The sequence below is a fragment of the Natronosalvus rutilus genome (assembly GCF_024204665.1).
Classification (GTDB): Archaea; Halobacteriota; Halobacteria; order Halobacteriales; family Natrialbaceae; genus Natronosalvus; species Natronosalvus rutilus.
In genome coordinates this window covers 2811880-2830296 of the sequence record NZ_CP100355.1, presented here as the reverse complement: position 1 = coordinate 2830296, position 18417 = coordinate 2811880, and the positions used below count along the sequence as shown (strand labels likewise).

Sequence of the window (18417 nt, the reverse complement as noted above, 5' to 3'; positions counted from 1 at the left end):
GACTACCGCACCCACGTCGGTAATCGAACGACCGAGAGCCAGAACGTCTCGAGCGACTGGATCGTCTCGATGAACTCGGTGGGGTCGACCGGTTTGGTGACGTAGGCGTTCGCGTGGCGTTCGTACGATTGGCGCATGTCCTCGTGACTCTCCGAGCTGGTGAGTACGATCACCGGAATCGTCATGAGGTCGGGATCGGATTTGAGTTCCTCGAGTACTTCCACTCCGTGTTTCCGAGGTATATTGAGGTCGAGTACGACGAGATCCGGGCGCGGCGCGTCCTCGTACGCACCGCGCCGATGGCAGAACTCGAGCGCCTCGATTCCGTCTTTTGTGACGTGCAGCGTACTCTCGCTGTCGCCGGTCGCGAACGCCTCGGTGACGAGCCGAATATCACCCGGATTGTCCTCGACGAGGAGAATGTCGGCCGAGGGTTCGCCTTCTTTCATCGTCTCTAGTCGGTAGATGGGGTAAATGAGTATATCGGCCCAGTAGTGATCGGACTCGAGATATCCTACGAACGCTTCGGCTGCGGTGTTCACGTGAATTACAAGTCAGTAGTAACGGCTACCGTCGTAGGTAAGTGTCCTGTCTATCCGTCGAGCAGCGAGAGAATCTGTGTGAAAACGGCGAGACGCGCGGGAGCCAGGCCTGCTTCGCACGGTGGTCCACAGAAGAGTGCTCCGTCTGGGATTTGAACCCAGGTCATCGGCTCGAAAGGCCGAAATGATTGGCCGGACTACACCAACGGAGCGGGTCGCATCCAATCGTTTCCCGGGGCTAGTAAAAAGCGTTCCGTTCCGCGGCGAGGATGATAGCCCGTGACGAACGCCTCGAGTCCTCCGCTAGCGCATCGAATCATCCGCTGGGGCGCCTCGAGTCCCACTTCCACCGGGAGCCTTCGCCACCTTCTCAACGCTTTTCGTCCAGGCGCGCGAGCACGCACGTACAGCATGAAATTCGTCAGATTCCGCGATCCAGCCGGAGCGATTCGACGAGGCCGACTCGAGAACGACCGCGTCCAGTTCGGGTCCGACAGCTACGACCTCGAGAGCGACGAAATCGACGTTCTCCCGCCGTGTGAGCCCTCGAAAGTCGTCTGCATCGGACGCAATTACGCCGACCACGCCGCAGAGATGGACTCGGACGTCCCCGACCGCCCGTTGCTCTTTCTCAAGCCGCCGAACACGCTGGCGGCCCACGGCGATACCGTCACCGTTCCCGGCGGGAAGGAGCGAATCGACTACGAGGCCGAACTCGGCGTCGTCATCGGCGAGCAGTGTCGGCACGTCCCGGTCGAGGACGCGATGGACGTCGTCGAGGGGTTCACCTGTGTCAACGACCTCTCGAACCGCGACGACCAGCGCCAGGAGAAAAACTGGGTCCGCGGGAAAGCGTTCGACGGCGCCGCACCCATCGGTCCCGTGCTCGCGACGCTCGACGAAGTGCCCGACGACGCGTTCGTCCGCTCGCGCGTTAACGGCGAGCTGAAACAGGACGGCTCGCGCTCCCAACTCATCTTCTCAATTCCAGAACTCATCGCGGAGATCACGACCTACCTCACGCTCGAGCCCGGCGACGTGATCGCGACCGGTACCCCCGAGGGCGTCGGACCGCTCGAGGACGGCGATACGGTCGAAATCGAGGTCGAGGGCGTGGGGACGCTCGCACACGAGGTTCGGGTTCCCGACGAAAGTCGGTGAAGGGCGTCACTCCAGATCGGCTGGGCTGTCGCCACGGGCTCGAGACGTGGCCAATACTCGCCTCCGTGGCGTGGGACCACTGACAGACCTGGCCAACCGTGACAGTCCTTCGGAGAGTGAATCTCGCCGGACCTTTATCGTCCCCGAAACCGAACGCAGGCATATGGAACGAGTTGCGAATCACTGCGACGAGCCCTCGATTCGAAAACCGGATCACCGCTTGCCGGGTGTTCGCTGATGACGATCACGTTCGACGGCCCCATCCTCGTTCCGGCAGCCGACCCCGACGACGCGGAGCGGACGGCCAGAGCGCTCGCCCCGCGAATCGGTCCGGAAAACACCGTCCTGGTCGTCCACGTCATCGAGAAGGCAGGCGGTGCGCCGGACAAGGCGCCGCTCGAGGCCCGACGGGAGTTCGCCGACGACGTCTTTTCGCGAGCGCGCGGTCCGCTCGAGGAGACGGGTGCCCGCGTCGAGACGGAGGTCCTGTACGGGACGGACGTGGTCGACGCCATCTTCGAGGCCGCCGACGACCGCGGAGCCGACGGAGTCGCGTTCGTCCCACGGAAGGGGAGTAGGTTAGTCGAGATGCTGAGCGGCGATACGAGCCGACGGCTGATCAGAGAGGCGACGCTCCCGGTGCTGGTGTTGCCGGTCGAGGATTGAGTCGGCCCGCAGTCAGCCCGTAGTCGGCGTCGAAACCTAGAGGTAGCCGTTCTTGAGCAACAGTTCGCCGTTCAGCACGCTCGCCCCCGCCGCCCCGCGAATCGTGTTGTGAGCGAGGCAGTTGTACTGCAGGCCGAAGGTCGACTCCTGGAGCCCGCCCACGGAGATTGCCATTCCCTCCCCCAGGGTACGGTCGAGGCGAGGCTGGGGTCGCTCGAAGTCCTCGAAGACGTGGATCAGCGGCTCCGGCGAGGAGGGGAGGTCGAGCGAGGGGTACGCCTCGAGTGCCTCGGCGGCGGCTTCGGGCGTGAGGTCGTCGCTCGCCTCGACCCAGACGTTCTCCAGGTGGCCGTCCAGCGTCGGAATGCGATTACACGAGGCGCTGACGTCGACGCCGTGGAGGTCGAGTTCCGCGCCGTCGAACGTGCCCAGGAGCTTCTTCGATTCGGTCTCGAGTTTCTCCTCCTCGCTCCCGATGTGGGGGATGGCGTTGTCGATAATCTCCATCGAAGTGACGCCGTCGTAGCCGGCTCCTGACACCGCCTGGAGGGTGGCGACGTGGACGCGCTCGAGGTCGAACTCGGCCAGGGCAGCGAGGGTGGGCACGAACGTGATCGTCGAGCAGTTCGGGTTCTTGACGAGGGCGCCGTCCCAGCCGCGATCGTCGCGCTGGACCTCGAGAAGGTCGAGGTGGTCGGCGTTGACCTCCGGGATGATCAGCGGCACGTCGTCGGCCATCCGGGCGTTCGAAGAGTTCGAGGAGACGACGTAGCCCGCCTCGCAGAAGCCGGGTTCGACGGCGGCGCCGACGCTCGAGGGGAGCGAGGAGAAGAGGAGGTCGACGTCGTCGGGGACGGCGTCGGGGTCAGTTTCGGTAACGGTCGCGTCGGCGACGGTGTCCGGAATCGGCGTGTCGACGCGCCACTTCGCGGCCTCGCGGTAGGGTTTGCCCGCGCTCGAGTCGCTGGCGGTGAGCGTCGCGATTTCGAAGTCGGGGTGTGGCTCGAGGAGCTGGATGAGTCGTTGTCCGACGGCGCCGGTGGCGCCGAGGATGCCTGCTCGTACGGTCATTGTCGGCCCTGGGAACCGGGCGCGCAAAACGGTTTGGATGGTGTCACGGTTTGCAGTGGTTCGGGGGCTCGTGACGTGGACGGCAGTCGCTCGAGGATGAGGAAGAGGAGACGATCACATCGAGAACGAGTCGGCCAAAATGGATCAGCTGAGAACGAGACAGTCTGGCCGCTCAGTCGTCCGCCGGCGCCGCTCGCGACTGTACCTCGAGGTCGCCCTCGTCGAGTCGCTTCTCGACGTTGCGGGCGGCTTCGACCATGTTCTTCATCTTGCCGTAAGCGACCTCACGGGGGAGGAGTTTCACGCCGCAGTCGGGCGAGACGACCAGCTGTTCAGGAGGGACGATCTCGAGGCCCTTCTCGATGTTGCGCTCGATGTCCTCGACCGACTCGACCTCGGCGTCGTGGACGTCGACGACGCCGAAGGCCAGGTCCTTGGTGAACTCGGGGTCTTTGAACACCTCGAGCTGGTCGTAGTCGCCGTTGGCGAGTTCGAGGTCGAATTCGTCGACGGGGAACTCCAGTATTTCGGGATAGATCCTGGAGTAGTCCCCGTAGCAGACGTGGAGGCCGATTCGCACGTCCTCGGGGATGTCGGCGACGATGCGCTCGAGACACTCGCCGACGATGGCGTGGTCGTCGGGCGTGGTCGCGAGGGCCGGTTCGTCGATCTGGATGTAGCGAGCGCCAGCCTCGACGAGCTTTGCGATCTCTTCGTTGACCAGGTCCGCGAGGTCGTACGCGAGGGACTCTTCGTCGTCGTAGGCTTCGTTGAACGACCAGTTCGCGAGAGTGTACGGGCCCGTGATGGGGACCTTCACCGGGCGGTCGGTCGCCGATGCCGTGAACTCGTACTCGTCGACCAGCCACGTCTCGTCGTACTCGACCTCGCTGACGACGGAGGGTTTGTCGAAGTAGTTGTGGCCCCAGACCTTGACGGGGCCGTTGAACTCGTAACCGTCGATCCGGTGAGCGAAGTACTCGACCATCTCGTTGCGCCGCATCTCGCCGTCGACGACCACGTCGAGGCCAGCGCGCTCGTGTTCGTTCGTGATGAGACGCGCCGCGTCGTCTTTGGCCTCCTGGTAGTCGTCGGCGTCGAAGCCGTGCTCCGGGTCCCGGTACAGTTCCTTCGCCCGGTTAAGCCACTTGGGCTTGGGGTAGCTGCCGACGACCGTCGTCAGCAGGAAGTGCTCGGCCGCGTGGTCCTCGGGTCGGAACTGGTCTTTGTTCGCGTTCTGGTGCTGGCTCATGCGTGGGTCACCTCCGCGAGCGCGGCGGCCTCGGCCAGCGCCTCGAGTTTCGCCTCGAACTTCGCGTACGGCAGGTAGAACGTCTCGGTATTCGTCGTCAGGTACGTCGTCTCGAAGTCGGTGACCGGAATCTGGTCGAACACCCAGTCGGCCCGCTCGCGGATCGCTTCGGGTTCCTCGAGGAGGGTGTTCTGGCCGTCGGCCAGTCCCAGCGAAACGTCGTCGGTCGCGCCGTACTCCTGAATGTTGTAGAGGTTCTGGTCCTGTTCGGTCACGAAGTCGAACCCGAGCGCATCGAAGTCGGCGTCGAGCAGATGGGCGTAGACCTTCTCCTCGAGCGCCCCGTAGAACGGCTGGACGATGACTTCGGCGTCGGTCGCGTTCGCGACGGTATCGACCGCCTCGCTCGCGAGTTCGTCGAGGCCGTCACCGGGTGGGTTCTCGACGAGGGACGGCTCGAGCAGGAACAGCGTCTCGTGGGCCGGGAACGCGTCGACCTCGCCGGCCAGGAAGTCCGCGACGGCCGCGAGAAACGTCTCCTCGTCGCCGTAGTGGTCGTCGGTAGCCAGGTCGAAAAGCGAGTACGGGCCGGGGAGGACGGCCTGGAGCGGTTCCTCCGTCAACGCGGCGGCGGCCTCGAGTTCGCCTGCGACGTCGCCCGAGAACGTTAGGTCGTCGGTGACGACGGGGTCGCGATAGAAGTTGTTGTTGTCATAGTAGCGGACAATGCCCCCTGTGTCGACGGCGTCGTGCACGGTCAGCGGGTGAGCGAGCATGTCGTCCCAGCGAAGCTGGCCCTCCGAGATCAGGTCCAGTCCGGCCTCGACCTGGGTCTCGACGACCTCGGCGCGCGCCTCATCGTAGACACTCGTGACCGTCTCACCCTCGTCGCCGCTGATGAGGTCGTGTTTCTGGTGTCCTTTCGCGTCGGATAAATCGTCTTTCGCCCAGTCCGGGAGCGGAAACAGCCCCGGCGTGGTCGATACGTACTCGGTCATGCGTAGACGAGGCTAGGCTATGCTGGTGCTTAATATTTTCCATACACTCGTATGCCTACGAGTTATCTGAAGTGGGCTCGAGAAGGCATTCAATCTATTCGAGGACGGCGTCGAAACGGCGGAACTCTCGCTCGATGCAGTTACCTCGAAACGCGAATGGCCACAGAAGTTAAATTCCGGACCCAATTACCGAACCAGTTCGAGCACCGTCAGCGTCTCGAACGGGAACGACTCGTCGGCGACGGCGACCGCACTGAATCCCTCCTCGCCCGCGCGTTCGACCACCGCGTCGACCCCCGTGAGACTGCTGACCAGCAGGAGGACGACGCCGCCGGGGGCCAGTACCCGGGACACCGTCTCGAGGAACGGATCGATCACCGCCCGGCCGTCCTCGCCGCCCGAAAGCGCGCGCTCCATCCAGTCGTCCCACTCGTGGTCCGGGTCCGTGGGCAGGTACGGCGGGTTGAACGCGACGGCGTCGAAGGTGTCCGCTCGGAACGGCGAGACGAGGTCCGCCTGTACCGCCTCGAGCCCACGGTCGCGCGCGTTCCTTGTCGCGTACGGATTGACGTCGGCGGCAACGACTCGTGCCCCGACCTCGGTGGCGATCCGGTCGGCGACGTACCCCGAACCGGTGCCGACCTCGAGGACCAGATCCTCCGTCTCGAGTCGGTCACAGGCCGCGTCCGCGAGCAATTGCGAATCCTCTGCCGGCTGGTAGACGTCGGTCTCGAGGCCGCGACGCTCGGCGAGATCCTTTCCCATCAGTCGTCCTCCGACGGCCGACTGGAGGCAGTCCCTCGAGCTGTCGTTTCGTTCACCGGTTCGTCCACTCGCATTCGAAATCCGTCGGTCTCCTCGCGTCCGCTCAATTCCCGCTGTGGGTACGGGATCTTGACGTCGGCTTCCTCGAACTGGGTCTTGATCGCGCTGATGGCCTTCGTCCGGGCCGTCCAGCGCCGTCGCGCGCTCGGCCGATCGATCCAGAAGCGAACGCCCAGGACGACCGACGACTCGCCGAAGTGCTTCGTGACGACCATCGGCTCGGGAACGTCCATCACCTCCTCGATCGGCTCGAGGGCGTCTCGAGCGAGTGTCGCCGCCTGGTCGACGTCGACGCTATAGTCTACGCCGACTTCGACCTCAATGCGTAGGCGGCCCTTCTTCGAGCGGTTCGTGACGATGCTCGTCGTGACGACGTCGTTCGGCACGATGATGTACTCGCCGTCGAACGACTGAATCTGCGTATTGAAGATCGAGATGTTCGTGACCGTCCCTTCCCGCCCGTCGATCTCGACCCAGTGACCGATTTCGAACGACCGGGAGAACATCAGGACGAACCCGGCGAGTAACGCACCGAGGGTCTGCCTGGCGGCCATACCGACGACGATGCCCAGGAACCCGGCCCCGACAAGGAGTCCGCTGAGGTCGTCGATCCAGATACTGAGGACGATCACGAGCGTGACGGACCAGATGAAGACCTGGATGACGCGATTTGACACCTCTTCCTGGTGTTTCGTGACCGTCGTCGAGGAAGCCACCACGTCGTGTAACAGCCGCCTCACGAATCGCCAGACGATGTAGGTCAGCACGACCATCACGAACGATGCCGTCACTCGAGGGAGGAACGTCCCGTCCGGGTCGAATCGCGAGAGGACCGTCGACAGTTCCTCGGTCGCCCCCCAGACCCCGACGGCCACGTATAGCGCCAATCCCCCCGTCCCGAACAGGAGAATCGTCGCAACGATGTCGGCGTATAGCGGCCTCGAGCGGTCGGAAATCCAGGACTGGAGTCGTCGATGGAAAACCAACACGAGCAGAAACAGCCCCGTAACGACGGCCGTCGCCACTCCCTTCTGGATCTGGGTGTGGAACGTGTTTTCGAGCCACTCGAGCCCAGTGAACGCGTCTACCACGGATTCTCACCTCTCATCCGAACGGCCCACCTCGTCGGCGAGCGTCGCCAGTTCGGCGAACTCGGCGGGCGTGACGGCCCCCGCTCGTTTGCCCAAAAGGTCCTCGTCTGCCGCCTCGACAACGGCGTCTGCATCCTCGAGCCCCGAGATGTGAGCCGTATTTCGAATCGCGTTTCGCATCGTCTTCCGTCGCTGGGTGAACACCGCCTTGACGAACCGCAAGAAGAACGCCTCGTCAGCGACCTCGTAGTCGGGCGTCCGCGGGGTCGACCGGACGACCGCGCTCTCTACCTGCGGCGGCGGCGAAAACGCCTCCTTCGGGATCGTCTCGACGATTTCGACGGCCGCGAAGTGTTGGGCCGAGACCGACAGCCGCCCGTACTCGGGCGTCCCCGGCTCGGCGACCATTCGCTCGGCGAACTCCTTCTGGAACATCAGGACGAGTGGACGCTTTTCGGGGAGGAGTCGAAAGGCAATCTGGCTCGAGACGCCGTAGGGCAGGTTCGACACCGACGCCGAAAAGGAAGGCAGGTCGACCTCGAGGGCGTCGCCCTGGATGACGGTCAGGCGGCCGGCCGCAACCTCTTCGGCGAACTCATCCTCGAGAAACGCGGCCAGCCGACGGTCTCGTTCGACGACGGTCACTTCGTCGGCGACGGCGAGCAGTCGGTCCGTGAGCGCACCCGTCCCGCCGCCGATCTCGAGGAGGTGGCTCGTTACCTCGCGGGTGGATTCGGCCGATTCGATCGGGTCGGTCGATTCGGTCGATTCCTCGCTACCACCTGGCGACGCGTCGCGGTTTGACAGCTCGAGATACGTCGGCAACCGGTCGAGGACGCGATCGTCGACGAGAAAGTGTTGATCGCGGTCGGGATCACCGCGAACCCCCGCCCTCGCGATTAACCCGTCTGGATCTCTCATTGCCCGGGCGTAGGTGGCAGGGGGCCGTAAACGCACCGTCTCGAGAGCACGTCGCTCGCGTGAATAACCGTCGTGTGTATAGCCGTCGCTCGTGACCGGAGGCGAAGGCGAGAAGGAGAGAGTGCGCTACTCGTCTCGCTGATTGCGGCCCACGAACGTCCGATACTTGAGGTCCTCGTCCCGCAACTCCTCGAGGATCCGATTCGCCAGCACCTCGTCGGGGTCGTGCAGTCCCGAAACCCGATCCTCGAGGTCCTCAAAGCTCTCGAAGGGTTTTCGCTTTCGCTGGTCGAGGATGTTGTTTCGGAGTTTCTTCCCGATGCCCGGCAACAGGTTGAGCTGATGGAGCCGGAGAGTGATCGGCTGGGCATCGTTGTAGAAGTCCACGAACCGCTGTTCGTTCTCCTCGATGAGGTCGGCGATGACGTACTCGAGTTCCGATTGGGCACCCGAGGAGAGGTCGTCGTACTCGACGGGGTGACACTCCTCGACGACGTCGCGCTCTGCTTGGGGCTCGACGACGACTCTGGTGCCGATCGTGAGCCGAGCGTCCTCGTCGAAGGCGACCTGGTACAGCGTGAAGTCGTCCACGCCGAGGGCATAACCGGCCGGTGACTGCTGGTAGCGACGGCGGCCATTGGAGAGCCCGTGGGCTAGATAATCCAGCACGACCGCTCGGCGCACGTCCACGTCCGTCTCATCGCTGTCGGCTTCGCTCATTGACTCGGGGTACGGCGACGGAATACTTAAAGAGTCGGCTCAACGACGAATAGCGCGACCGACGCACAGCGAGCCGAAGTCGGACACGTCAACGCCCGGGCAGCCTCAGACGTACTTCGCGATGACGTTGAGGATCTCGTCGAGTTCGTCACCCGAGACGGAGTAGCGCTGCTGGGCGAACACCGTGCGAAGCTCCTGTCGGTCCCGCGGGAGCAGGTTCACGATTTTGTACGCCGTCGGCTCGTCGACCTTCTCGAGGTCCTGGAGGTCCTCGACGAGGGCGTTCGCGTCCTCGGTCTCGAGGATGGCGAATCGGTTGACGTGCTCGATGGCACGCGCGAGTTCGTATCGCAGTTCGCGCTCGTCGTCGAGCGCTCGTTCGGTTTCGATGTCCTCGAGGAGGTCCTTCGTCTCCGAGACCGTCAGGTACTCCTCGTCGACGATCTCTTTGAAGATCGTCATTCCTGGGCGCGGAGGTGGGCAGCGGTGACGATCAGCGTCTTCGCCTTCCCGCCGTCGGTGATCTCGACTTTGAAGGCTTTGCCCTGTTTGCCGACGACCTCACCGGTGTGGCCGTCGAATCGTGGGTGGAAGCGCCCCTTCGGAACGCTCGGGTCGATCTTGAGGTGGACCTTCTGGCCCACGTCGTACTCCTGAATCGCCCGTTGCGGCGGCGAGGTCCCGCGATCGCGGGGATTGTTCGAGAGCTTTCGCCGGGTTCCCTGACGAGGTCCGTTCGAGTTCGGCATAGTCGTACGACGCTCTTGACCGGTGACGGTTATAAAACGCACGTTCTCGACCCGTCTCGAGTCACGGCAGCCGCTCGAGGAAGCTATAGGTGAGGCAGTTCGTGATCGAGTAGCTGGGAATCTCGACGGAGAAAGGGAACAGTAATCCCGCCGGCGGTTGCCTCCGTACGTATGAGCGACGATCGCGGTACCGACGACGATGACGGTGACGGCGCACGGACGTTCCGCTTCGAGACCCGGTCGATCCACGCGGGCCAGGAACCCGACGACGAAACCGGCGCCCTCATGACGCCGATTTTCGCTAACTCGACGTACGAACAGGACGGCCCCGGCGACCACCGCGGCTACGAGTACTCCCGAACTGGCAACCCCACGCGCGACGACCTCGAGGCCAACCTCGCGAGCCTCGAAGGTGCCGAGTACGGCCGCTGTTTCTCGAGCGGCATGGGTTCGATCAACACCGTCTGCAACCTGCTGGAGTCCGGCGACCACGTCGTCACCGGGAACGACGTCTACGGCGGCACCCACCGCATCTTCACCCAGGTCTACGAGCAGTACGAGATCGAGTTCACCTTCGTCGACATGACCGACCTCGAGGCGATCGACGCGGCGTTCCAGGACAACACCGAACTCCTGTGGCTCGAGACCCCGACCAACCCGCTGCTGTCTATCGTGGATATCGAGGGGGCTGCCGACATTGCCCACGAGCACGACGCCATCTGCGCCATCGACAACACGTTCGCCACACCGTACCTCCAGCGTCCACTCGAGTTGGGCGCCGACGTGGTCAGTCACTCGCTCACCAAGTACCTCGGCGGCCACTCCGACGTCGTCGGCGGGGCGCTCCTGACGAACGACCCCGACCTCGACGAGCGCTTCGGCTTCTACCAGAACTCCGTGGGCGCGACACCCGGACCCTTCGACGCCTTCCTCGTCCTCCGCGGAACCAAGACCCTCCCCGTCCGGATGGATCGCCACTGCGAGAACGCCCGTGCGATCGCTCAGTGGCTCGACGAGCACCCCGATGTCGACCGCGTCTACTACCCCGGCCTCGAGAGCCACCCCGGCCACGAGATCGCGGCCCGGCAGATGGACGACTTCGGGGGCATGCTCAGCTTCGAACTCGACGGCACGCTCGAGCAGGCGAGCGACGTCGTCTCGAACACAGAGGTGTTCACCCTCGCCGAGAGCCTCGGTGGCGTCGAGAGCCTGATCGAACAGCCCGCGCCGATGACCCACGCGGCCATTCCACGGGAAGAGCGTATCGCGGCCGGACTCACCGACAGCCTGATCCGCGTCTCGGTGGGCATCGAGCACGTCGACGACCTGATCGGGGACCTCGAGCAGGCGATCGAAGGGGCGCTCGAATGAGCCAATCCGAATGAGCCAACTCGAACGACCACTCCCCGTAGACGAATCCACCGTCCGGCACGTCGTCGCCGTCGCTCGAGAGAACGGGTTCGCCCTCGTCGCCGCCGGAGTTGCGTTCTACATCTTCAACGCCCTGATCCCGCTGGTCATCTTCGCACTCATCGGGATGACGACGGTCGGCTGGCTCGAGAGCGCCTTGGAGTTGTTAGCACCCGCGTTCGGGGCCGATCCGGATTCGCTGGTCTCGACGATGAACGGGATGATCGGCGAGGGGGCAGGTCGAGGACGGGCCGCGGTGATCGCCGCCGCCATCCTCGTCTGGAGTTCGTTCACGACGTTCCAGTCGATCAACCGCGCGTTCGGCCACGTTTACGGCGTCCAGGCGGAACGATCGCTTCGTCAGACCGCTCGAGACACTGGATTGATCCTCGTGACGGTGATCCTCGCCGTCGCTTCGGTGGTCATCGTGCAAATCGGGCTAGTGGCCGTCGCTGGGCAGACGGTAGCCTTGCTGGCGAGTATCCCGCTCCTGGCGGGGGCGCTGTTCGGCGTGTTCCTCCCGATGTTCTACCAGTTTGGTCCGCCTACCGTGACGGTCCGGGAAGCGCTTCGCGGTGCCGTCCTCGCGGCGATTTCGTGGACCCTGGGCGCGCTCGCCTTTCGCCTCTACCTCACGACCTCCGAAAGCGTCGAGCTGTACGGCGTGGCGGGCGGCGTCATGTTGCTCCTGACCTGGCTATACGTCGGGGCCCTGGCGCTGCTCGGCGGGGTTGTTCTCAACGCCGTCAAGGCCGACCGCGTCGAAGCCGAAGACCGGTGGGAAATCGACTGAGTGACTCGGTTCTCGTAAACTCGGGCGACTCAGTTATCGCGGATTCGACCGATCCGTTCTCGAGGATGCGAGTGGCGACCTCACCGGCTCGAGTACGACTAACACATACCTCTCCTGGTCACCGCGACTCCTCACTCACCGATTCGAGAAGCGAACGCGGTCGCTGCGATGATCGACGACAGACGAAAAATTCGGCGGTCGCCCCTTTAGATACGGCCGACGTTCTCGACGTTGACGCTCTCGACGCCTTCGACCTCGCTGAAGGCCTCTTCGACACCCTCAGTGCCACCGGCACCGTCGGGGACGATCACGGTCGGGTAGAGCGCGACGAGGCCGAACGCGACTTCCTCGCGCTCGACGCCGTTGATTTTCGCCCCCTCCGAGAGGGCGGTCTCGAGGCGCTCCTGGAGCGCGTCGAGGTCGATATCGGGACTCTGCGGCATGACTTTGATCTTGGCGGCTACTTTTCCCATGGTATCAGGGGCCGAGGAACCCACAGTCGGGGCACTCGTAGAGGTTGCTCTGTTTGCGACACTTGGCACAGCGGTAGATCTGTGCGCCACAGTCGGGGCACTTGAACGACGCGGCGTTCGTGCCCGCGATGTTGATCCCACAGGAGACGCACGAGCGAGTCTCCCGTCGGTCCGTGGAACTCATACTCGCTTCTTCCCGCCCGTCGCTTTTAACGGTTGTCTTTCGGATTACCGGCGGTCACTCGCGCCTCGAGCCTCGTCGCTTCTCAGAGCCCGGAGAGAGCCAACGGGTCGATCAACACGCCCATGAGATGAACCCGCCTGGCCTGCAGGCGGACGAGAACTAGTCCGACGACGGTGGCCACGCCGAACGTGAGAACGCCGATCGGGCCCGCGAACAGGAACGCGAGACAGACCAGCATCGAGAGCACCGCCGCCGAAATTCGCCAGTACTCGAGCCGGCCGACGAGCTCGAGGTAGGCATCCCCGACGACGATCACCAGCGCGAACCCAATGACGCCGGCCAGGACGATGCCGGAGAGAAGAATCGGTAGCTCGAGCGGCGCGTCGACGCGCTGGAAGGCGACCATGACACCCGAACGCGGCTGGCCGATAGCGACGAGCGCGAAGAGAGCGAAGATCGTGTTGTGAAAACTGTGAAAACAGCAAATCGCGACTCGTTCCAGGCCCCCTGTTTGGTACTCGCTATTCGTCAGACCACCAGTTAGCCGTTCCGACTGATCGCGGAGATTCAGAATTCGACTATGCCTCGGTTCGAACTCGTGTACCCCAAGCAGCGAGTGGACTGCGTTCTCGCTCCGGTAACTCGGCGGTGGTCGGCGCATGAGCGACTTCGACGTGCTCGTGTGTTCGACATGCACCCAAACCTGGATTCACGAGACTGGGTGGCGCGCACAGGGTTCTGTGTCGTGCCCCCACTGTGGGAAAGAGCGTGCTCCGAAGAAGGTGAGGTGTGAGAAGACGCTCGGATCCCGGGACGCCGCTGCCGAGTGGCGATCGCGCTACCACGCGAAAGAGGCCGACGAAGCGACACTGTACAACGACTTCGTCCTCGAAAACGGCCAGTACGGGCGGCAAGAAGTTGACCTATTGGAACGCGCCGAGGCAGTGGTCGACCGCTTCGACGTCGATCTCGAGGTCTCAGACTTCGCGCGCTTCGAGGAATTGGTCGACGTCTCGATGGACGAGGAACGCGAGCGCTACGCCGACCTCGTCGACGAGTGGTGTGCCGACCCCGGTGACGAACTCGCGGACCTGGTTTCCCTCGAGGACCCTGACCACGAACTGTTCGAGAACGGGATTCGGGACGACCTGGAGGCGTGGGCTTCCCCGCCCGATCGGGACGACATCGCGCGCGGCGAGGTCACCCCGACCGACCAGCCGCCCGTCTCGGCGGCCGCGATCCTCGAGTTGGACGCCGACGCGACCGTGACCGCTGTCTGGGAGTCACTGTTCGAACACGCACGCGTACGAACACTACTCGCCGAGAGTGTCAAGGAGTTCTTCGCAGGCGCGGACGTCACGGGCGTGTACGACGCCCTCGAGGACCTCGGGATTCCCTACTGGATCCGATCGGAGATCGTCAACGCCGCGCGCGGTGACGCGAACGCTGTCGGCCAGCTCGAGGGCGAACTCGTACCGTCGATTCCCGACAGCCCGATGGCGAGTACCGACGACCTGCTTGCGGCCGCCCAACTGCTCGGCGCTGCCGAGGACGCGACGCTCTCGGTGATCGTCGAGGAGTCGTGGCTCGAGAGCCGGCGTCGTGACCAGCGCGTCGACGTCTGTCACCTGCTCGCCGTACTGGCAGACAGTTTCGACGTCCGCGTGGTCGCGAGCGGATTCACGCTCTCGAAGGTCGTCAACTCCCACCGCGTCGACCTCCCAGGTGTTAGTGAGTGGTGCAGTCGTCAGCGTGCCTCGGGAGCGAGCGATGAGACCGCGAAGGCGATCGCCGGCGACCTCGAGGCCGACTCATTCGAGGTCGCGATGCTCCGCGAACTGTACGCCGACTCGAGTGGTATTCTGTCGTACGCGGAGTTGTACGACCTCTATCCGGGCGATAACGATTCACGTGTTCGCCAACTTGTCAGCGAGTTCGTCGACGACGATCTCGTGACCCGCTTCGGTCCCCAGTGTTCGAAGAAAGTCGAGCTCCGACCACTCGGTGAACAGGTCCTCGAGACATTCGAGCGTGAAACCGCACGACAGCGGTCGATTTCCGACTTCGCCAGTAGACCTGTTAATGGCAGCGGTAAACAAGACAGACAGGGCCGTGTAACCACCGAGACGGGATTGGGTGGGGGAGAGGACGGCGAAGACAACACCGCCTACTACCGGACCCGCTACCTGGGGCCGGCGGCGCACGCGGCGGTGGCGGCAAGCGGCGGGAACGGCGGCGTGATGCTTGTACGTGGGGGGATAGAGGACCACGAACAGAAGACCCGGTACGTAAGCTACGATGATGAGCGCCGGGTGGCGGTTGTGGCCGTACGAGCGGGCGAGCCGTTGCCATTGACGGTGAGCAGTGCACTGGCGTTAGCCAGCGAGGAGTTTGTTGACCGGGTGCTGACCCCAACGCGCCTAGAGTCGGTCGACGACCCGGCCCCGATCGTTCGCGATGCGCGGTGCATCGGCGCTGCATCGGATGAGGCTCTCGAGGACGGCCAGACGTTCCGGGACAACCTCATCGGGTGGGGCGAAGAACTCTCGAGACTGACGACCCAGCTCAAGCGCGGCGAGTGTGACGATCGGGATTCGTTCCGGTCGGCCATCGTCCGCTCGGCACATGGTCTCTGGGGGACGATCGCCCACATCCTGGAGGCGCTGGATATCACGCTCCACCGCGAGATCCGCGTTCCCGAAGGTCTGAAACTCGAGAAACGCGAGGCGTTCGCCGACTCGCTAGCTCACGCGGCGGCCATCCAATCGCTGTACGGCGCTCACGCCTGCTACCGTCAACTCTTCGAGGACCGCACGGAGAAGCGAGAGGCGGCCATGACGCCCTCCGTCGACGCCGCAGATCCGACTGGTTCCCTCATCGGCTCGTTCGTTCTTCGTGGCCCCGACGTCCACAAACTCGAGGACCCGCTTCGAGACCGTCTGGAGTCACCCAAAGAGGTCCACGAGGACGCTCCCGAGTTCGGTGTCGAGATTCCCGTCCGATCCGAACCCGACCGCGTCGCCTACGCCAACACCCTCCAGCGCATCCTCTCCCGCAAGAACCTCCGGCCGACCGGCGAGGCCGTCGCGACGACGCACGCTCTCATCGAGACGCCCCAGGATGCGGCCCGCGTCCTTCACCGCTACCTCTCGCCGGAAGCCGACCGCCGAGAGATCCGACCGGACGAACTCCGGACCGCGTTCGCGAACCTCGAGGCCTGCGCCCTGGTCCCCGATCTCGGGACCGACGAGCGCCGGACGGACTCGGCGGGCAAGATCGTAAAGGTGCTCCTCGAGGCCGACGAACCGCTCTCGAAAACGGAGCTCGCAGAGCGGGCCGACGTCTCCCCGAAGACCGTCTACAACTATCGCGAGGACCTGGAATCGCTGGGCCTCCTGCTCGTCACCGGCGACGGCTACCGACTGGCCCTCTCATTCTCGACGAGCGAGGAACGCGCGGACCCCGTGCTTCCGTCGTTCGCCGACGGGTCGTTCCTGGACGCAGTCGACGCATTGTTGCTCGAATCGTTGCCACCGGATCGCTACGGCGACCCATCGGACCCGATCGGCGGCGTCCTCTTCTGGCCGCAAGATCCGTGGGCGTTGCTTAACCACGACGAGTACGGGCCGTGGGTATGGCTGGCAGCTAAACTCACCGGTGAAACGCCGCCCGATGAAGACGACTCAGACCTGTTAATGGGTCCGGTAAATAAGCAGCAGCCGATTAAAACCGCCGTACGGCAGGCCGCCGCCGACTGACTGGATGTCACTTATATCAGATGGATTTATAGTAATTGATACTAGAGAACCACGTATGGATCGTGACCTACTATTACTCAAGTACAGCTCTAAATCCCTGTAAGATGGATCTTCTAATTCAAGCAGTAAATGAAACTGCGGGCGCAAATTCCTCAAATTTTGAATCGTTAGCCGATTCCATTGCATGGATTCCTAATTGGCTTAGGATTGCTGTTACAGTTCTCAGCGGTGGACTTGCAACCTATCTTGTTAGACAGCAAGTTGAGCGGAAAAAGTTGCTGAGGGCCTTAAAATCGGAAATCCGTGGTATGAGTGGAATCGAGACTTGTAAGGATACAATGAATGCTCGCGGTAAGCCTTCAGCCTCAACAGAGGATTATCTAAAGCCGAAAGAGATGCCGCCTACAGAGTCAATCCCGACATTAGTGTTTGAATCCAACGTTGATAATATTGGTTTACTCAAACCCAACGATATTCAAAAGATAGTGGGATTCTATACAAAAGTCCTGAATTATAAAGGAATAATATCCTCGGTTCGATCAGGAGATAGCATTCCAGAGGTTGACCAAAATGAATTATGGGACGAGATTGAGGATTTGGCTGACGATCGGAACTCTCTTTTTGGCGAAGGTTGGTTAGACGAATGTTCCACCGAAAATAGTAGAGACTAAGTTACTTTGGTGATACTAATCGAGTACAAGGCAAGAGACACGATCTATGCCAGAATTTGACTTTCTAGATGCTAGTGGGCAAGCTTTCTCCGATGAGCGGAATCTATTCGAATACGTCGATAGAAATGATGTACTTGAGGATGTAGGAAGGAATGTCAATATAATTGGGTCTGTTAATAATTTTAACACGAGAAGAGAATTCTTCGCAGCAATCGAATCCAATTTTGAACGTATTTGGGGAGAGGAAGAGGAAAACCTTGAACTGCTCTCTGCAAATTCCGACGGAAGAGCCATTCCTTATTACGTTTACTACGACGATGACTTTCCGTTATTTATCACAACTGCTAATATATCTGAAGAAATGCCAGATACAATTGAGAAATTCATAGTTTCACAGCCAAATATTGGTAGATTCTGGATATCTATGCAGGAGATGGACTCGATGAGGGCACGTGTTGTTCGTGAGGACCCCGATGTAATTATTCCGTTTTTCACAGGACACCGCTCCAAGTATTCCGACGTCCCTGCAGAGAAAAGAGAAGATGTGACCAGAACGATGACCTATTGGGCCATCGATGGGAGGAAAACCTATAAAGAAATGAGGAAGAAATACGGGATTCTTCCAACGAATATACGATTTGAAAGGCCCGACCAATACAAATTTGGGCTCAAGCAGGAAGGGATTATCACACACCAGAAGGGAACTATAACAAAGGCATGGGACTTGTTCCAGTCACAGAAAGAGCGCCAGCTCATACTGAAACGTGCAATAAATTCTGGTGGGGCACACTCAGTTGAAAGCGGGGTCTATCCTGATCATAGAATATCATCCACAAAACCATGGGAAATAGACCTGACAAAACCCATCTCTGGAGACCCACTAGAAGGGTTTGAGTCTCGACTTTCTGAGGATCGATGGAAGTTTGGGTTGTCTGAATTTTCAAACCCGACTAATTCTAGGTTTAGTGCCGAAGTCATTGATGAAGATAAATTTGGACGGACTGAGATCGAAGGCAACTGGAAAAGCATACGTGTATATCCGATAGATGGGAACGATATTGACCCTCAATTTCGAGTTTTCAATTTCGTGCAAGACCATTTTGACGCTAGTTGCGAGCCGATGGAGGTTTGA

The 18417-nt window shown here is 61.9% G+C and carries 20 protein-coding genes and 1 tRNA gene; 7 read left to right on the top strand and 14 right to left on the bottom strand.

The genetic code is table 11. The annotated features are described in order from the left end of the window. Window positions 1-2: 2 nt before the first annotated feature. Window positions 3-449 carry a response regulator gene (locus tag NGM29_RS13565; RefSeq protein ID WP_254160561.1) on the bottom strand — a complete coding sequence of 149 codons (447 nt, stop codon included), beginning with the start codon at window positions 447-449 and terminating at the stop codon, window positions 3-5. 230 nt (window positions 450-679) lie between these two features. Continuing rightward, window positions 680-754, bottom strand: a tRNA-Glu gene (locus NGM29_RS13560). Window positions 755-953: 199 nt separating this feature from the next. On the opposite strand from NGM29_RS13560, the gene NGM29_RS13555 reads away from it, so the two are divergent. Both NGM29_RS13555 and NGM29_RS13550 read left to right on the top strand, forming a co-directional pair. Beyond that, window positions 954-1703, top strand: coding sequence for a fumarylacetoacetate hydrolase family protein (locus NGM29_RS13555; RefSeq protein WP_254156864.1), 750 nt, complete (start codon window positions 954-956; stop codon window positions 1701-1703). Between the two features lie 237 nt (window positions 1704-1940). After that, complete coding sequence (locus NGM29_RS13550; protein WP_254156863.1) at window positions 1941-2369, top strand: universal stress protein; 429 nt, start codon at window positions 1941-1943, stop codon at window positions 2367-2369. 36 nt (window positions 2370-2405) lie between these two features. On the opposite strand, the gene asd is transcribed toward NGM29_RS13550, so the two are convergent. The 9 genes from asd to NGM29_RS13505 all read right to left on the bottom strand — a co-directional run bounded on the left by asd (window position 2406) and on the right by NGM29_RS13505 (window position 9996). Then, complete coding sequence (gene asd, locus NGM29_RS13545) at window positions 2406-3440, bottom strand: aspartate-semialdehyde dehydrogenase (RefSeq protein ID WP_254156861.1); 1035 nt, start codon at window positions 3438-3440, stop codon at window positions 2406-2408. Between the two features lie 172 nt (window positions 3441-3612). Then, window positions 3613-4692: a methionine synthase gene (locus NGM29_RS13540; RefSeq protein WP_254156859.1), complete on the bottom strand. Its 1080-nt coding sequence runs from the start codon at window positions 4690-4692 to the stop codon at window positions 3613-3615. Continuing rightward, the gene (locus NGM29_RS13535) at window positions 4689-5690 is read right to left on the bottom strand and encodes a 5-methyltetrahydropteroyltriglutamate--homocysteine methyltransferase (protein ID WP_254156858.1); all 1002 of its coding nucleotides are present in this window, start codon (window positions 5688-5690) and stop codon (window positions 4689-4691) included. The genes NGM29_RS13540 and NGM29_RS13535 overlap by 4 nt, the downstream gene beginning before the upstream one ends. 186 nt (window positions 5691-5876) lie before the next feature. Then, window positions 5877-6455 (bottom strand): HemK2/MTQ2 family protein methyltransferase, encoded by a 579-nt coding sequence (locus NGM29_RS13530; protein ID WP_254156856.1) that lies wholly within the window; start codon window positions 6453-6455, stop codon window positions 5877-5879. Further along, window positions 6455-7606, bottom strand: coding sequence for a mechanosensitive ion channel family protein (locus tag NGM29_RS13525; protein ID WP_254156854.1), 1152 nt, complete (start codon window positions 7604-7606; stop codon window positions 6455-6457). The genes NGM29_RS13530 and NGM29_RS13525 overlap by 1 nt, the downstream gene beginning before the upstream one ends. A gap of 6 nt (window positions 7607-7612) precedes the next feature. Beyond that, on the bottom strand, window positions 7613-8527 hold the full coding sequence (gene rsmA, locus NGM29_RS13520; protein ID WP_254156853.1) for a 16S rRNA (adenine(1518)-N(6)/adenine(1519)-N(6))-dimethyltransferase RsmA: 915 nt from the start codon (window positions 8525-8527) through the stop codon (window positions 7613-7615). 126 nt (window positions 8528-8653) lie between these two features. Continuing rightward, on the bottom strand, window positions 8654-9247 hold the full coding sequence (locus NGM29_RS13515) for a DUF655 domain-containing protein (RefSeq protein WP_254156852.1): 594 nt from the start codon (window positions 9245-9247) through the stop codon (window positions 8654-8656). A 105-nt stretch (window positions 9248-9352) separates the two neighbouring features. Then, window positions 9353-9709, bottom strand: a complete 357-nt coding sequence (locus NGM29_RS13510; protein ID WP_254156851.1) for an RNA polymerase Rpb4 family protein — start codon at window positions 9707-9709, stop codon at window positions 9353-9355. Continuing rightward, window positions 9706-9996, bottom strand: a complete 291-nt coding sequence (locus NGM29_RS13505) for a 50S ribosomal protein L21e (RefSeq protein WP_254156850.1) — start codon at window positions 9994-9996, stop codon at window positions 9706-9708. The genes NGM29_RS13510 and NGM29_RS13505 overlap by 4 nt, the downstream gene beginning before the upstream one ends. 171 nt (window positions 9997-10167) lie before the next feature. On the opposite strand from NGM29_RS13505, the gene NGM29_RS13500 reads away from it, so the two are divergent. Both NGM29_RS13500 and NGM29_RS13495 read left to right on the top strand, forming a co-directional pair. Beyond that, complete coding sequence (locus tag NGM29_RS13500) at window positions 10168-11367, top strand: cystathionine gamma-synthase (protein ID WP_254156849.1); 1200 nt, start codon at window positions 10168-10170, stop codon at window positions 11365-11367. Between the two features lie 10 nt (window positions 11368-11377). Then, entirely contained in the window at window positions 11378-12199 is an 822-nt protein-coding gene (locus NGM29_RS13495; RefSeq protein WP_254156847.1) for a YihY/virulence factor BrkB family protein, read from the top strand. Between the two features lie 206 nt (window positions 12200-12405). On the opposite strand, the gene NGM29_RS13490 is transcribed toward NGM29_RS13495, so the two are convergent. From NGM29_RS13490 to NGM29_RS13480, 3 genes are all read right to left on the bottom strand, one after another. Further along, on the bottom strand, window positions 12406-12672 hold the full coding sequence (locus NGM29_RS13490) for an elongation factor 1-beta (protein ID WP_254156846.1): 267 nt from the start codon (window positions 12670-12672) through the stop codon (window positions 12406-12408). Between the two features lie 4 nt (window positions 12673-12676). Next, window positions 12677-12856 (bottom strand): HVO_2753 family zinc finger protein, encoded by a 180-nt coding sequence (locus NGM29_RS13485; protein ID WP_253436037.1) that lies wholly within the window; start codon window positions 12854-12856, stop codon window positions 12677-12679. 82 nt (window positions 12857-12938) lie between these two features. Beyond that, on the bottom strand, window positions 12939-13517 hold the full coding sequence (locus tag NGM29_RS13480) for a tripartite tricarboxylate transporter permease (protein ID WP_254156845.1): 579 nt from the start codon (window positions 13515-13517) through the stop codon (window positions 12939-12941). Between NGM29_RS13480 and NGM29_RS13475 the strand changes: the two genes are divergently transcribed. The 3 genes from NGM29_RS13475 (at window position 13516) to NGM29_RS13465 (ending at window position 18417) form a co-directional block, all read left to right on the top strand. Beyond that, window positions 13516-16614, top strand: coding sequence for a helix-turn-helix domain-containing protein (locus NGM29_RS13475; RefSeq protein ID WP_254156844.1), 3099 nt, complete (start codon window positions 13516-13518; stop codon window positions 16612-16614). The genes NGM29_RS13480 and NGM29_RS13475 overlap by 2 nt on opposite strands. 62 nt (window positions 16615-16676) lie before the next feature. Then, window positions 16677-17285, top strand: coding sequence for a hypothetical protein (locus NGM29_RS13470; protein WP_254156843.1), 609 nt, complete (start codon window positions 16677-16679; stop codon window positions 17283-17285). A gap of 46 nt (window positions 17286-17331) precedes the next feature. After that, window positions 17332-18417 carry a hypothetical protein gene (locus tag NGM29_RS13465; protein WP_254156842.1) on the top strand — a complete coding sequence of 362 codons (1086 nt, stop codon included), beginning with the start codon at window positions 17332-17334 and terminating at the stop codon, window positions 18415-18417.